Source organism: Niallia sp. 03133, assembly GCF_052663225.1.
Window position 1 is genome coordinate 58413 of the sequence record NZ_JBQTCY010000014.1, and the last position, 15766, is coordinate 74178.

The 15766-nt window shown below is 35.2% G+C and carries 11 protein-coding genes and 1 riboswitch; of the genes, 7 read left to right on the top strand and 4 right to left on the bottom strand.

The genetic code is table 11. The annotated features are described in order from the left end of the window. Nucleotides 1-10: 10 nt before the first annotated feature. Nucleotides 11-1156: an iron-containing alcohol dehydrogenase family protein gene (locus tag ACTYBU_RS18320; protein ID WP_445491934.1), complete on the top strand. Its 1146-nt coding sequence runs from the start codon at nt 11-13 to the stop codon at nt 1154-1156. 496 nt (nt 1157-1652) lie between these two features. On the opposite strand, the gene ACTYBU_RS18325 is transcribed toward ACTYBU_RS18320, so the two are convergent. Next, nucleotides 1653-3320 (bottom strand): ribonuclease J, encoded by a 1668-nt coding sequence (locus ACTYBU_RS18325; RefSeq protein WP_445491936.1) that lies wholly within the window; start codon nt 3318-3320, stop codon nt 1653-1655. Between the two features lie 273 nt (nt 3321-3593). Between ACTYBU_RS18325 and ACTYBU_RS18330 the strand changes: the two genes are divergently transcribed. Both ACTYBU_RS18330 and ACTYBU_RS18335 read left to right on the top strand, forming a co-directional pair. Next, nucleotides 3594-4022, top strand: coding sequence for a VOC family protein (locus ACTYBU_RS18330; protein WP_445491937.1), 429 nt, complete (start codon nt 3594-3596; stop codon nt 4020-4022). A 229-nt stretch (nt 4023-4251) separates the two neighbouring features. Then, nucleotides 4252-4312, top strand: a riboswitch (Fluoride riboswitch). 72 nt (nt 4313-4384) lie between these two features. Continuing rightward, nucleotides 4385-5665, top strand: a complete 1281-nt coding sequence (locus tag ACTYBU_RS18335; RefSeq protein ID WP_445491938.1) for a voltage-gated chloride channel family protein — start codon at nt 4385-4387, stop codon at nt 5663-5665. 358 nt (nt 5666-6023) lie between these two features. On the opposite strand, the gene ACTYBU_RS18340 is transcribed toward ACTYBU_RS18335, so the two are convergent. Continuing rightward, the gene (locus tag ACTYBU_RS18340) at nt 6024-6611 is read right to left on the bottom strand and encodes an NAD(P)H-dependent oxidoreductase (protein WP_445491940.1); all 588 of its coding nucleotides are present in this window, start codon (nt 6609-6611) and stop codon (nt 6024-6026) included. 122 nt (nt 6612-6733) lie between these two features. Between ACTYBU_RS18340 and ACTYBU_RS18345 the strand changes: the two genes are divergently transcribed. Continuing rightward, entirely contained in the window at nt 6734-7162 is a 429-nt protein-coding gene (locus ACTYBU_RS18345) for a MarR family winged helix-turn-helix transcriptional regulator (protein WP_445492060.1), read from the top strand. A 1093-nt stretch (nt 7163-8255) separates the two neighbouring features. Next, nucleotides 8256-9713 carry a glycoside hydrolase family 68 protein gene (locus ACTYBU_RS18350; protein ID WP_445491942.1) on the top strand — a complete coding sequence of 486 codons (1458 nt, stop codon included), beginning with the start codon at nt 8256-8258 and terminating at the stop codon, nt 9711-9713. A 287-nt stretch (nt 9714-10000) separates the two neighbouring features. Here ACTYBU_RS18350 and ACTYBU_RS18355 read toward each other — a convergent pair whose 3' ends face one another. After that, nucleotides 10001-11170, bottom strand: coding sequence for a 3D domain-containing protein (locus ACTYBU_RS18355; protein WP_445491944.1), 1170 nt, complete (start codon nt 11168-11170; stop codon nt 10001-10003). A 327-nt stretch (nt 11171-11497) separates the two neighbouring features. On the opposite strand from ACTYBU_RS18355, the gene ACTYBU_RS18360 reads away from it, so the two are divergent. Beyond that, on the top strand, nt 11498-11806 hold the full coding sequence (locus tag ACTYBU_RS18360) for a (2Fe-2S) ferredoxin domain-containing protein (protein WP_445491945.1): 309 nt from the start codon (nt 11498-11500) through the stop codon (nt 11804-11806). 60 nt (nt 11807-11866) lie between these two features. On the opposite strand, the gene ACTYBU_RS18365 is transcribed toward ACTYBU_RS18360, so the two are convergent. Then, nucleotides 11867-12250, bottom strand: coding sequence for a YidH family protein (locus tag ACTYBU_RS18365; protein WP_445491947.1), 384 nt, complete (start codon nt 12248-12250; stop codon nt 11867-11869). 493 nt (nt 12251-12743) lie between these two features. Here ACTYBU_RS18365 and ACTYBU_RS18370 point away from each other — a divergent pair, with 493 nt between their 5' ends. After that, on the top strand, nt 12744-15572 hold the full coding sequence (locus tag ACTYBU_RS18370; protein WP_445491948.1) for a sigma 54-interacting transcriptional regulator: 2829 nt from the start codon (nt 12744-12746) through the stop codon (nt 15570-15572). Nucleotides 15573-15766: the final 194 nt, after the last annotated feature.

Sequence of the window (15766 nt, forward strand, 5' to 3'; positions counted from 1 at the left end):
AAGTAAAAGGATGGAAAATTTCTTTTATAAACAGCCTGTACCAATTGATTTTGGGGTTGGAAAGATTAAAAATATACCAGAAATTCTAAAACAAATGAATGCTAAAAGAGGAATATTAATTAGTGCTCCTTCGATGGTTCGAAGCGGAATTGCACAAGAAATTATCGATCATTCAGAAGGTAAAATTGTGGCTATTTTTTCGGATATACAACCAAATCCAACCGTTAAAAATACGGATGACTGTGCAGAGGCTATTCGTGAAAACAAATGTGAATTTGCCATTGCACTTGGGGGTGGAAGCATTATAGACTGTGCGAAGGTAGCTTGCTTTGTTGCAAAAACGCCTTATGGAACTGCAGATTTCTTTTCTAAGAAACGGCCAGTGACAGAGCAAGGTATTCCATATATCGCTATTCCAACAACATCTGGAACAGCAAGCGAAGTTACAACTGTTTCGGTGTTGACCGATACGGAAAATGATGTGAAAGCTCCGATTGCGAGCGATTACTTTTATCCAGTATATGCACTTATTGACCCTGCATTAACGGTCACTTGTCCTCCTTCTGTTACAGCAGTAAGTGGAATTGATGTGCTGGCACATTCACTCGAAGCATTTTACGGTAAAAAACACCAGCCTTTTACAGATATGGCCGCAGAAAGAGCGGCATCCCTTGTCTTTAAGCATCTACTGACAGCTTATCATGAACCAGAAAATATAGAGGCTAGAGCAAAAATGAGTGAGGCATCTGTTACAGCTGGTTTGGCTTTTAATTTAACACAAACAGCCGCTGCACATGCTTGCTCCTATCCATTAACCCAAGACTTTGGAGTACCACACGGTGAGGCATGTGCGATGACATTGCCTTCCTTCTGGAAAATTAACAGCCAGTATGGACCAGAAGCTGAGCGACTAAACGCTTTTAGCCAACGACTTGGTTTTAAAAATTCCGAAGAATTGGCAGACAGAATTGATGAAATGAAAAAGGAAATGGGCTTAAAAATGACGTTGGAAGACGCAGGTATCCATACAGATGAACAATTAAACAGCCTTGTGGAAAACAGCTTTGCACCTAATATGCAAAATAATCCTGTTACGATAACAAAGAACTCTTTAAAGAAAATGTATTTACAGTTAAGAACTGTAAGTACGACTTAATCAACCTCTAAATTAAAATAACAGGAAGGCTTCTATTAATATATGTCAATAGATAGTTGAAAAAGTAGCCTTTTTCAGTTTTTGGTAATGGTGTTGGTATAACTTGAAATGGGAGTTATTCTAATCATAATTGATTGGTTAGGAAGATTTTATTCGATACATAATTGAGCAATATCTTCCTAATTTTTTTACATTTTTTTGATGATAAAAATATTTGTAAACTACTTGAATTACTTCTTCTAGTTTCTCAAAATTATTTAACTGTCAAATATGCTCATCTTTTAAATAGGCGAGCATATTTGACAGTTACTTTTTTTACTATAAAGAAATTATAAACGAAATAGAGTTGTGAATTATTAAAGTGATTGCATCTGTATCCCAGCTCCAGTAACTAGCTCTTATGAAAAAAAACTTCATGCCTATAAAAGCAAAAAAACACTTTTAAAGTCACGAGAACATTTTTCTTCAGAACTTCAAGGTGCTTCCACCTTTGTTCTTATATTTCAATAATAATCGGCAAAATCATTGGTTTTCTTTTCGTTTGTGCGAATAAATATTGCCCTACTGATTTTTTTATCGTTTGTTTCATTTCCTTCCATCTCCTGATATTTTCCGCTTGCATGTCATTCACTGTTTTTGTGACAAGCCGATTTACTTCTTTTAGAAGATCATCTGCATTTCTTGCATATACAAATCCGCGAGTAATTGTGTCAGGACCGGACATAATCTTTCTGTCCGATTTACTTATCGTTATGACAATCACAAGCATTCCATCTGCGGAAAGTAGTTTTCGATCTCTTAAAACAATGTCCCCGACATCCCCAACGCCGATTCCATCTATATAAGTATCTCCTGAGGGTATCTTCCTTGTCTGACGGGCCATTTTGTTTTCAATATCAACAACATCCCCGTTTTGGATAATAAATGTATTTCCTTCCTCTACTCCTACAGATTCAGCCAACAAACGATGATGATGAAGCATTCTATATTCACCATGAATGGGAATAAAATAGTTCGGCTTCATAAAAGTAAGCATAAGCTTTAAATCTTCCTGATAGCCATGACCAGAGACGTGCATGCCTGTTGAACTGCCGGATCCATAAATAACGTGGGCGCCTATTTGAAATAAATTGTCTATAATTCGAGAAACATCCCGTTCATTTCCAGGTATAGGAGAGGCAGCCAAAATGACCATATCGTCAGGGTAAATTGTCACATCTCGAAAGTTTCCGCTTGATAGTCGGGAAAGAGCGGCATTTGGTTCTCCTTGACTTCCAGTACACAGAACAACTACCTTTTCAGGGGGCAGCCTATCAACCTCTTGCGCTTCAATCAGCATCCCTTCAGGAATCGTTAAATATCCACGTTCTATCGCTACTGATACTACATTGACCATACTTCGTCCTAAAAGAGCAAGCTTTCTATTCATTTTGATAGCCGCTTCAACTACTTGCTGTACGCGGTTTACATTAGAAGCAAAAGTAGAGACAAAGATTTTCCCCTGTGCTTTCGTGAACATTTCATATAAATGATCACCTACCATGCGTTCAGACGGCGTTAATCCTTTGCGTTCTGCATTCGTACTTTCAGATATCAAAACCAAAACACCTTGCTTGCCAATCTCCGCCATTTTATGAATATCCGCATATTGATTATTTACTGGAGTTAAATCAAATTTAAAATCACCGGTATGAACAATATTTCCTTCTGGAGTATGAAAAACCATGCCTAGACAATCGGGAATACTGTGGTTTGTTTTAAAAAAGGAAGCTTTTATTTTTCCCAATTCGAGTTCTGAATTTGAGTCAATCTCCATTAATTTTGTGTCTCTTTTGAGCCTATGTTCATCTAATTTTAATTCAATTAATCCTAAAGTAAATCGTGTTGCAAAAATAGGTACATTAAGTTTTCTTAAAAAGTAGGGAACTCCGCCAATATGATCTTCATGACCATGGGTAACAAGCAATCCTCGAATCTTCTCTTTATTTTCTTCCAAGTAAGTAATATCAGGGATAATTAAATCAATCCCCAATAAACTTTCATCTGGAAATTTCCCTCCGCAGTCAATAATGACAATATCATTTTCATATTGAATGACATACATATTTTTTCCAATTTCATTTATGCCACCTAAAGCAAATATCGATAATTTTTCAGTAGACATTCATTTTATCCTCCCAATTATATATATAAAATAATATCTCCCATTTCGTATTTCATTATTTGCTGTTTTTCTATGTAAAACCAAAAAATACGGGTTTTAACCGTGTAAATATCAACTTTCAATTATCGATAAATCTAATTTCCAGCCCCAATTAATAAGAAGAAACTATGAACTTTTTTATTTTTGCAAAATTCCCATTATTCCTATTACTATGTTAAAATAAATTAAAAAGTAGTTTTCCTGTTTTACTATATCTTACATAGGGGTGAAAAAATGTCTATTAATGCTTATCTTAATTTTGATGGAAACTGCCGTGAAGCAGTAGAGTTTTATGCACAGGTTTTTGGAACAGAAGAACCAAAATTTATGACCTTTGGAGAAACACCACCAAACCCAGACTATCCTCTGCCCGATGAAGCAAAAAATTTAGTCATGCACACCTCCATTAACATCGAAGGAAGCACATTGATGTTTTCTGATGTTTTCCCTGGAATGCCTTTTGTTGCAGGGAACAACATTACCCTCGCATTTGTGAATAAAAATATGGATCAAATGATTTCCCTTTTTAATCAACTAAAAGAAGGCGGCACTGTAGGCATGGATCTCCAAGAAACCTTTTGGAGCAAGCTATACGGTCAAGTAACCGATAAGTTCGGCATTCATTGGCAGTTCAACTATGATGATGGAGAATCGGGAATGTAATTTTTCATATAGAAAGGATATAGAACTTGTCTTCTAAAAAAGTTCTATATCCTTTTTTATTTTTAGTTACCAATAGCAATCATCATTCATTATGTATTTTACAAGGCAACAACTACCCATATTAGTAATAAGTTATTACTTTCCCTATAGTTATAGCTATTTTTTTCGGACTGCCATTCTTCGTTAAAATCTGATTGGCAATTTTTCTAAACTTTGGTAGAATGAAGGTAACATAATAGGCGATGGAGTTCGCCATTAACCGCCAATGAGCTAATGACTCCTTCCAGTACGGATCTAAAATGATCTTTCTGGGAGGAGTCTATTTTATTTTAAGGGAATGCTAAAAATAAAAGGAGAAATTTATGAGCAGTATAAAAAACATGTTTAATAATCAATTGCAATTTACATTATTAATTTATTTAATAAAATGGACGACAATTGCTGGACTAGTTGGAATTTCTGCTGGTTCTGCCTCTGCTTTTTTTCTAGTCAGCTTAGACTGGGCAGCTCGAACAAGAGATTCGTATAGCTGGGTCTTATTCTTGCTTCCATTAGGGGGAATGCTCGTAAGCTTTCTTTACTGGAAATATGGACTCAATTCAACAAAAGGCAATAATTTATTGATTGAACAGGCTTGTGGAGCAAAGGAAAGCATTCCTTTCCGTATGGCACCTTTGGTTTTATTTGGCACTATTGTTACCCATCTATTTGGAGGTTCTGCAGGACGAGAAGGGACAGCCGTACAAATGGGCGGAGCTTTCTCCGAACTAATCGGGAAGTTATTTAAGTTAGATTCTTTAGATAGAAAAACCATTATTATATGTGGGATTAGCAGCGGTTTCGGGTCTGTTTTTGGAACTCCCTTAGCAGGAACTGTTTTTGGTTTAGAAGTATTGGCTCTTGGTTTAATTCGGCATGAAGCCATTTATCCTGCATTTGCTGCAGCATTAATTGGAGATTTAGTGACTTCTTCTTGGGGAGTCCACCATCATCAATATGAGATTGGCACCATTCCTATGCTCTCCCTTATACTTATTATCAAAATCTTATTTGCGGCAATCCTATTTGGTTTAACGAGCACCTTATTTTCTGAATTGACCCATTGGTTAAAGGCACAATTTTCGAAATGGATTCCAAATCCAATGATCAAAAGTTTTGTAGGCGGACTAATTATTGTTTCTTTGGTATATATTGTTGGAACACGCAAGTATCTTGGTCTAGGTATTCCATTAATTGATCAAGCTTTTGATGGAGGGGCCCCCCCTTTAACCTTTATTACGAAGTTAATTTTCACCTCCCTTACACTTGGGACTGGATATCAAGGTGGAGAGGTTACCCCTTTATTTGTTATTGGTTCAACTCTCGGAAGTTCATTAGGAGAACTATTGCATATTTCCGTTCCTTTTTTAGCAGCATTAGGATTTATCGGTGTTTTTTGCGGTGCAACTAATACTCCTATTGCATGCTTTATTATGGGAATCGAATTATTTGGATCAGAAGCAAGTCTATATCTTTTTCTTGTTTGCATCGTCAGCTATTTATTTTCAGGTCATACTGGCATTTACACTTCCCAACAAATCGCCGTATCGAAGAATAGATACGCTGCCGTCAAAGAAAAAGAAACACTTCATTCCATAAAGTGAACCTTTCCATCAGTAGGGGTTTTCTTCATCTCCCACTGATGGAAAGCTTGCGGTCCACAGGATGTGGATCACACAAACGAAGACATAAGGAAGTGGCGACCTTAGTTTGTGTACCTCCCTCGGACCTTTACGGGCAGTTATCCCCCACCTAGCTTCTTCGATTCCTCAGCATCCCCGAGGTGGGGGTTTTACTGCCCGTTAAGAGTGGGATAAAACAAAAGAATACTAAATATGAAGCAAAATAAACAGACAGGTCCTATCTTGTTTAGTAGTTTATATCCGCGGAATGCACGCATATATTTAGTGGGAATCGCGGATATATGGATACTGGCAGCCATCACCTTGTAAAAATTTTTTTCTACATGTCTAATTGTTTAAAGTATTGATAGATTTTCTCTAATTTTTTTGCTTGATTTCCCTTTGGATTTTCCATATTGCCAAATTCAAAAAACTTCACTCTTTTGATTCCCACAAAACGAAAAACGGCTTTTTTTATTAAATTTTTATGCGCATTATTCAAGAAAAACAGTGGATAATTTGCAGGTCCCTTCATAGTGGAAATACATACAACAGACTTTCCTTTCAAAAGTCCCTCTGGAAGGATTCCCCCTTTATCTTTATAAGCAAAATCAGATGCAAATAGTTGATCGATATATCCTAATAGCATCGCAGGAGGTCTTCCCCACCAGATTGGATAAATAAAGACAATCTTATCAGCCCAGCTAATTTGATTTCTATACTTTTCAAAATTTGGGTCACTATGCATATCACGTCTTCGCTTTTTCTCATTAAATACTAGACAAGGATCAAATCCTTCTTCATATAAATCTAAAATCTGAATCTCCTTAATAGCGGCATTCTCACTGCTTCCCTTCATGACTCTTTGCAAAAATTCATAACATAAACTCTTGTGATTAGGATGTGTGTATATCACAAGCATTTTCATATTGCCACTCCCCTTTTAGTTATCATTTGATAACTAAATAATAACCTTCTCCCTTTTTATTGTCAATTGATAATTGTTTTTTGATAACTATTTTGATATCTTTTTTATATGAGGTGATAAGTATCGATAAAAAAGATTTTTTCCAAAAATTCATCGCATTTACTGTTTCAGTCCATCAAGTGACACATGAATTAACAAAAAATGCTAAGCCTGATGCGATTACTCCTGTGCAATATAGCATTCTAGAATATATTTATGTCAGTCAACCAGTTACTATTAGTGTTATTAGTGATTGTCAGAACATGTCTATGCCGAATACAAGTCGTGAGTTAAAAAAATTAAGTGAAAGAAACTTAGTCGACAAATGGGTCGATATGGAAGATCGCCGAAAACAATATATTCGACTTTCAAAAACTGGCGAAGAATTAATGAACGAAGCCTATAAAAAAATAGAAAGCAATTTTTTCAAACGAATACAGGAAACGTCCAAAGAAGATCTAAAAGAAATAGACCGCGCTTTAAACATCCTTCATGCCAAACTTTTTTCTTAACGGAATTTAAACGTACACCATTTATAGTGAGCCTTTCCATCAGTGGGAGTTTTCTTCATCCCCCACTGATGGATAGCTTGCGGTCCACAGGAAGTGATGGCCTTCGTATGTGTACCTCCCTCGGTCCTTTAAGGGCAGTTATCCCCCACTAAGCTTCCTAGTATCTTGAGGTGGTGGTCTTACTGACCGTTAAGTGTAGGATAAAATGTTCCAAGTCAATAAAGCATGTTTTGAAAGAAACTGATTCAAAACATGCTTTTTCCATGTAATATATTCTTTAATTGTTCAGAAGAAATAATTGTTATGTCAGAAAATTTTTACCGAATTATGTCATATTAATGAATTATAGGGAACCGGTTCCTTTTTTTCGTATGATAAAGGTACTAATTTCCCCTCTGTCCACACTCATTCTTTTGTCTGTATTTTTTAACAATATTTTTACAACCAAACAGAAATGTAAAAAACATTGTCTTTTTCTTTTACAACGGAGATCCAACAAATATATACATCATATTAGATGAAAATATTCACAAAAGAAAAATGCTTAAGACGTATGCCCGCAATGATTTTATTATAAAAGGACAAGCTCAATAACAAAAAAGAGGTAGCTTCAATATATTCACAACATGATAAAAACATACGGAAATTAGATAAATTAAATGTTACAAAAAGGTTAAGAAAATCATTATTTAAGTCCTAGTTATATTTCATCATCCAATGGATTATGGTTGCTTATTGTTACATTTGATCGAATTGACGAGAATTCATAATCAAAGTAATCTTGTGTTGAAATTAAATCTTGCTTTTTTATTTAGAATTTTTGTTCAACTTCAGAGACGTTGATAGATTCATATTCAATTTTGTGCATTGTGTATGGGATTATCACTAAATTGCCATAAACCATTCATTCTTAAAACAACCAAAAAATACTGTACATAATTGGTTTAGGCGAGGAACTCTATTAATAGTGCAAAACAACTTTTCTAATTGAAGAACAAAGAGATAATTTCATGGTCTAAAAAGAGAGCAGCTAATGACAGCATTAGTTTTCTAACTTTTTAGATACATACACAAATAGAGAGGGGAAACTGTAATGAAGATCAAAAAGATTGCCAAACGAGCAACAGCATTATCCTTTACTACAGCATTATTATTAGGAGGTGCATCACTTACTTCTGCGAAAGAAAACAGCGTGAATTATAAAGAAGATTATGGAATCTCTCATATTACACGTTTTGATGCATTGAAAATACCTCAACAACAAACAAGCGAGCAATTTAAGGTGCCACAATTTGACGCATCTACTATTAAAAACGTAGAATCAGCAAAAGGCTTTGATGACCAAGGCAACCCTATTAACTTAGATGTTTGGGATACTTGGCCGCTGCAAAATGCAGATGGAACAGTAGCAAACTACAACGGCTACGAAATCACATTTGGTTTAGCTGGAGATCCGAAAAAAGGATGGGACACATTTATTTACTTGTTCTATAAAAAAGCAGGCGATAATTCCGCTACTTGGAAATGTGCTGGAAGAGTATTTAAAGACAGCGATAAATTTAATACAAATGATCCTATTCTACACACTCAAGGAGAAGAATGGTCAGGATCTGCCACTTTAACTTCTGATGGAAAAGTTCGCTTGTTCTATACAAATCGCTCAATCTGGGAACCATCAAAAGATTTGTATGGTAAACAAACATTAACAACAGCACAAATCAATGTATCTCAACCAGACAGCAACACGCTTAAAGTGGATGGAGTAGAAGATTTCAAATCAATCTTTGATGGTGACGGTAAAAACTACCAAACTATGAACCAAGCTTTCGGCAACGGAAACTTTGATGATAACCATACATTAAGAGATCCGCATTATGTAGAAGATAACGGCCGTAAATACCTTGTTTTTGAAGCAAATACAGGAACAGAAACAGGCTATCAAGGAGACGACTCCTTTAATAACAGAGCTTACTATGGTGGAAGCAAAAAGTTCTTCGAAGCAGAAAAAGCTAAATTGCTTCAAAGCCCAAGCAAATATTACTCATCATTAGCAAATGGTGCACTTGGTATCGTTGAATTAAATGAAGACTTTACGTTGAAAAAAGTAATGAAACCATTAATTGCTTCTAATACTGTAACAGATGAAATTGAACGTGCTAACATTTTCGAAAAAGATGGAAAATGGTACTTATTTACAGATACACGTGGAGCTAAAATGTTCGTTGACGGCATCGATAAAGAAGACATCTACATGTTAGGATATGTAGCAGATTCAATCACTGGACCATACAAACCATTAAACGGAACAGGACTTGTATTACACCAAGACCTAAATCCATATGACATCACTTGGACTTATGCTCACTTTGCAATTCCACAAGTGAAAGGTGATAACGTAGTAATCACAAGCTACATGACAAACAGAGGCTACTTTGCAGATCATCAAGCAACATTTGCTCCAAGTTTCTTAGTGAACATCAAAGGTTCAAAAACTTCTGTTGTGAAAAACAGCATTCTTGAGCAAGGTCAATTAACGATTGACAACAAATAAAATTATTAAGCAAAAATGGCAGGTCTAACTTGGAAATTTCCCCATAGTGTTCATAAATTGAAAAACTATTGGGGAAATTTCTACTAGATTTGCAAACAATATAGTAATACAAAGCAATGCACGAGAGATTTCACTTATGATTTCTCTTGTGCATTTTTTATTATAAAAATGGATTTTCCTTCTTGTAAACTATCTTTCATCTAGACTATGGTTGCTTTTTTCTCATACCGATAATAAAAAAAGCTCTGCAGAAACTTCTTCCACCGAGCTGTACTTATACATATTGATTAATCCAATATCACTACTCTAACCGTTTTGCGCCCCCATGCTCTTGCTTTGCCGTTATTGGGCACAAGCACGTCAATTTTATGTCCTTTGATTGCTCCGCCTGTATCTCCGGCAACGGCTTCTCCGTAGCCTTCTACCCAAACTTTGGATCCTAGTGGAATGACGGAAGGATCAACAGCAATTAATTTCATATTAGGATTCTTTTTAATATTATAGCCAAGTGCGGTTCTCTCTGAACTAACGCTTTCGTGGCTGTATGCTGTTGCGGTTACATATATTTCTTCTTTATTATCATTCGCACTGCTGTTTTCGGTTTGTTTCTTTTCAGTAGAAACAGCAGCAACTTTTATTGTATTCACTTTCACGGTTTTCTTTTGCTGTACAATTTCTTTACTTCTGTTTTTTGCTTCTTGCTGCTGCTTTTTTAAGCTGTCTTGCTGCTGCTTCATTTCTTTTTGAATGGTTGATTTTTCATTCTCAGCTATCGCAATATCGTTGGAGATGGTTTTATATTTTTTTTGAACCTCTGAAAGAACTTCTTGTCTTTTTTGCAGATTTTCTTCTAAATCCGCCTGATTGGAAGCTAATGTTTCATATTGCTTTTGCAGCATTTTCTCTTCCTGTGCAATTTCCTGCTTTTCTTTTTCAATTTGTTTTAAATCTGATTCCTGCTGCTCAAGTATGTCTTTATCCATATTATAAATAACAGTAACTGCTGTCGCTCGGTCTAGCAAGTCCGAAAGACTCTTTGCGTTAAGAAGTACATCTATGATTACATTTGTTTGGTCATTATGCTGCAGCGAGACAAGGCGGTCTTTCATCACTTTTTTTCTTGAAAGCACTTTATCTTCTAATGTAACAATCTCTTCCTTCTTCTCCTCTATTTTAGTTTGAGAATCTGTAATATCTAGTTCCACTGCTGCTACATTTGCTTTATTCTCTGCTAATTCGGTATTAAATTTGGATAAATCATTATGTACCGCATCAAGCTCTTTTACAACTTTTTGTTTTTCTGCTTCTTTATCGTTAAGCAACTCTTCATTTTGCTTTAGCCTGTTATGGCTATTGTTCAGTGTTTCTTGATTCGTTTCTGCATGAGCCATTATTGCTGGTGAGAAGGAAAGCATACTTGCCAGTGTGATGACCATTATGTTTTTTAAGGAACGCATCTTAAAACCCCTTTCTCCTATTGTTATAACATAAGAAAAGAGTCCTTAAATTACAATTCTATTACATTCAGAAGACAAATCCCTTAAAAGTATTTTACATCACCGCGATTTCTACAAATTACAAACGAATTGCATGATTAATCATCAAATAACGACAATATCTCCAACACCTGCTGTTATTAGAAGAATGTTGCCAGCTAGCAAACATTTCTGATAATTGACAATTTTTCAACAATTTGTCCATTACTCTTTTATTCTATATATACAGCGATATAATGAGGGTATGTTAACGTTAACTTCCATTATATGAAAAGAAGAGTGATGTGAATGAGTCGATTAAATTTAATAAAAAAGCATATTCTTTATTGCGGAAGTCAGCATTGTGAATCAGACGCTGATGGTGTAATGGATGCTTTTAAGGAACAATTTGTTGAACATGGCATTCATAAAGAAATAAAAATAACCAAAACTGGCTGTTTAGGAATGTGTGGCAATGGCCCTTTTGTGCTAGTATATCCAGATGGAGTTTGGTATTACAATGTGACAGAAGATGATGTGGAAAGAATTACAGAAGAACATTTTATAAACGGTGAACCTGTAGCAGATTTAGTGATCCACACTTTAGCGAAGGCTTAAACCAAATTTAAAGCATCTATGTTGACTTGTATGTTCACAATAGATGCTTTTTATTTCCAACTAATGCAGCACTCCCCACACAAACAAATAATACACAGCAAAAACAATAAAGATAACGACCGTTAGTATAGATAAAATATAAATTAATAATCTTGGAAATCGAAAGGATTGCAGATTAATAGCTTTTCCTTTTTCTATATAGGAGAATGTGGACAATAATATAATAATAATTCCCACTATTATAGATGTCAGCCCAATTGTTTCAGCTAAAACATTGGCTACTTCTATATTCGTTTGGCGAGTTGAAAAATGAAGATTGGTGATTAAAAAACCAACTCCAATAATCGCAATGCTTGTTCTAATCCAAGCAAGATAGGTACGTTCGTTTGCCAAGTGCTGCTGAATATAACTGGAATCACTTGTTTTTTTCTCTTTGTCTTGCATCTGTTGTTCCCCCTCCCTTTCCTTCTCAAGAACGTAAAATAACAGTAAAACTTTAGCTATGTTCTAAACAGGCCGCTTATGACAATATAGAAAGAAGGAAAAATGCCTACAGTTGAGTATTCTCCACTCTTCTCCCCCATTCCCCAGTCCCACCGTATTATAACATCCCACTTGGATGGGCAGGGTACTATTTCCCTTCAAGAGCGAATGAAATACGCCCCATTTCTTCTAAAACAATAAACACTAAGCAATTTGTTTGTTAAATCAAAACTATGCAAATAATTTATCCATCGAATTGCTATTTTTATAAAGCTTTTTTTGTCCGTATCCTTTAAAATAATACTAAGGGCAGCTTGCGTCTAACTTCTCACTACTTTTTTGAAAAGGTTTACAAAAGTGATATTCAACAATAAAGTACATCCTTCCTTCTAAAGTCTTGATGCATGCCTTTTATCCCACTTTTAACAATAAATGAGGTGATAGGATGAAAAGAATGGAACGAATATTCCAGTTATTAGTAGATAAATGCGAAAAATTATCGAAAGAGGAGCTTATTGAAAAAGAAGGATTTTCTGCTAATGAATTAGTAGAAGAATTATCGATGCTAAGAAATAATGTCAGCTTAGAATTAAACAATCTTGTACGATCCGGCAAGATTGTGAAAATCAAAAAAAGACCCGTGCTGTATATTCCTCGTGACATTATACAAAATTATTATGGCAATATTCTCGATCGAAGCATATTAGAAATTCAATCATTAAAGGATTTATATGAAACCAAAAAGAAAGTAATTAAATCATTCGACCAAAATCCATTTCGTCTTTTAATCGGGTTTGAAGGAAGCTTAAAAAAACAAGTGGAGCAGGCAAAAGCAGCAATTGTGTATCCCCCAAAGGGACTGCATACTTTGATTTTAGGTCCAACAGGCTCTGGTAAAACCTTATTTGCCCATATGATGCATAATTACGCTAAATACGCAGAAACAATGGACGAAAAGTCTGCCTTTGTCGTGTTTAACTGTGCCGATTATTACAACAATCCCCAATTGCTGCTTTCTCAAATATTCGGTCATATAAAAGGTGCTTTTACTGGCGCCACTTCCGAAAAACAAGGGTTGGTGGAAAAAGCAGATGGCGGCATATTATTTCTAGATGAAGTGCATCGCCTTCCCCCAGAAGGGCAAGAAATGATTTTTTACTTTATGGATAATGGTCTCTTTAACCGTTTAGGTGAAACGGAACGCAATCGGAAAGCAAAAGTTTTAATTATCAGTGCAACTACCGAAGATCCTTCTTCTTCGTTTTTAAACACTTTTTTACGAAGAATTCCAATTACCATTACGATGCCATCTTTTCATGAACGACAAGTGAAGGAAAAAATTGAATTAACCAAATTTCTGCTTGGAAAAGAAGCGGCGCGCATCCATAAAAATATCCGTGTACATGAAGATGTCATGAGGGCATTACTCGGCAGTGTCACATTTGGAAATATCGGGCAGCTTAAATCCAATATTCAACTTGTTTGCGCGCAAGGATTTTTAGAGAGTATACAAGATCCATATGTGAATTTATATGCAAAAACGCTCCCTCCTGAAATGAAGGAAGGATTAAGCCTTCTTTCTCGGAATCGCAAAGAAAATGAAGAAATTGCCAAATTCATCGACTCCATTATCACTATTACAGGAGAAGGAAACGAAGATTTATTAGAAAATGACGTATATGAACTTCCTTTTGATATGTATAAAATTATTGAAGATAAAGCACGACTTTTAAAAGATGAAGGAATTGATAAAGATGAAATAAACAAGTTTGTAACAACGGATATTAAAGTTCATATCAAAAGCTTTTATCAACAAGTGACGAAACAAAACTTTACGAAACTATCCAATTTAGTGGATAAAAAAGTGCTTCAACTTGCAGAAGAGCTGCGTTCTTTGTCACAAAGCATGCTCAAACGAAGTTTTAATGATAAGTTTATTTATTTTGTCAGTTTGCATATCGAAGGGCTATTAAATAGAAAAAACAGATTTAAAAAAGATATCCCTGTTCTTGAGGATATATATGAAACAATGCGGCAAAATCAAAATGAATATAAAGTTGCACTTAAAATGAAAGAAATTATTGAGGAAAGATTAGCCATTGTTCTTCCTGAACTAGAGGTGATGTATTTAGCATTGCTCCTTATCTCAACAGATGAATGGAATAATAAAGGCAAGGTTGGAATTGTTGTCGCGGCCCACGGAGAATCAACCGCTAGTTCCATGGTAAACGTAACACAGGAGCTTTTGGGAGAACATAATATAAGAGCAGTCGATATGCCTCTTGATGTGAGCTTCCATGATGTTTTTGACAAGATCGTTGATGCTGTCAAAGAAACAGACAGAGGAGAAGGGGTTCTGATGCTTGTAGATATGGGCTCTCTCTATTATTTTGAGGAAAAAATTATCGAAAAATCCAAAATAAAAGTGAAAACCATTGATATGGTTTCCACCCCATTAGTACTTGATGCCGTTCGGAAAGCAAACTTTTTAGAAATGGATTTAAATACCATATATTCATCACTTCGATATAACAATACTGATACAGAAATAATATTGGACGCCACTCCTAAAAAATCGGTCGAAAATAAAGCAATTGTCACCATTTGTTCTACTGGTGAAGGAACAGCGCTGCGCTTAAAAGAGATGGTACAATCCTATATTTCGGAAACTACGGATGAACTCATCGAAGTGATTCCCATTTCAACCGTAGGATTAAAGGAATCAATGGAACAACTGCAAAAAAAATACAGTATTATTGTTTCAATTGGGGTCAAAAACCCGCGCATTGATGCTCCTTTTATTTCTTTAGAAGAATTTATCGAAGGAAAAGGAGAAAGAGTGATAGAACAGGCGATTCAAAATAGGTCGATTCTCATAAAAAACAGCCATTCAGATGTGATTCTTCGCAGTTTGTGTGAGGATGGCATGAAAAAAATATTAATCTACTTGAATCCTTATCGCGCAACATCAAGCCTCTTACTTTTTTGCCAGCAGCTTGAGAGGGATTGGGAGGTTCATTTTAAAAATACAACCACTATCCGCATTGTTTTGCACACTGCATTTGCAATGGAAAGAGCAATCGTTAAAGACGAACTGATTTATCGTGGAGAAATTACGAAAGAAAAAACAAATATGATTAAAATGATTAAAAAATGCTTTGAAATTATTAAAAAACAACTAAATATCATGTTATCAGATGATGAGCTTTATTATATTGCAGATTTGCTTTTTGAAGAATTTAAAGAGAAGTGTATTAAAAAAAAAATAGACCTTTCCATTTAAATAAATAAAAATGCCGGGAGAATTGCTATTTTCTCGGCTTTTTATTTATTTCCAGCTATTTTGTTTCATTAAACGCCCAAAAAAGTGTTTTATAAACGGTCCAAATTCTCTTAAAAGTGTATCAATATCCAGCTATAAAAATAATAGTGTATCAAAATGAGAAGAATTAGGAGTTTTTCCGAATTCTTTTTGTT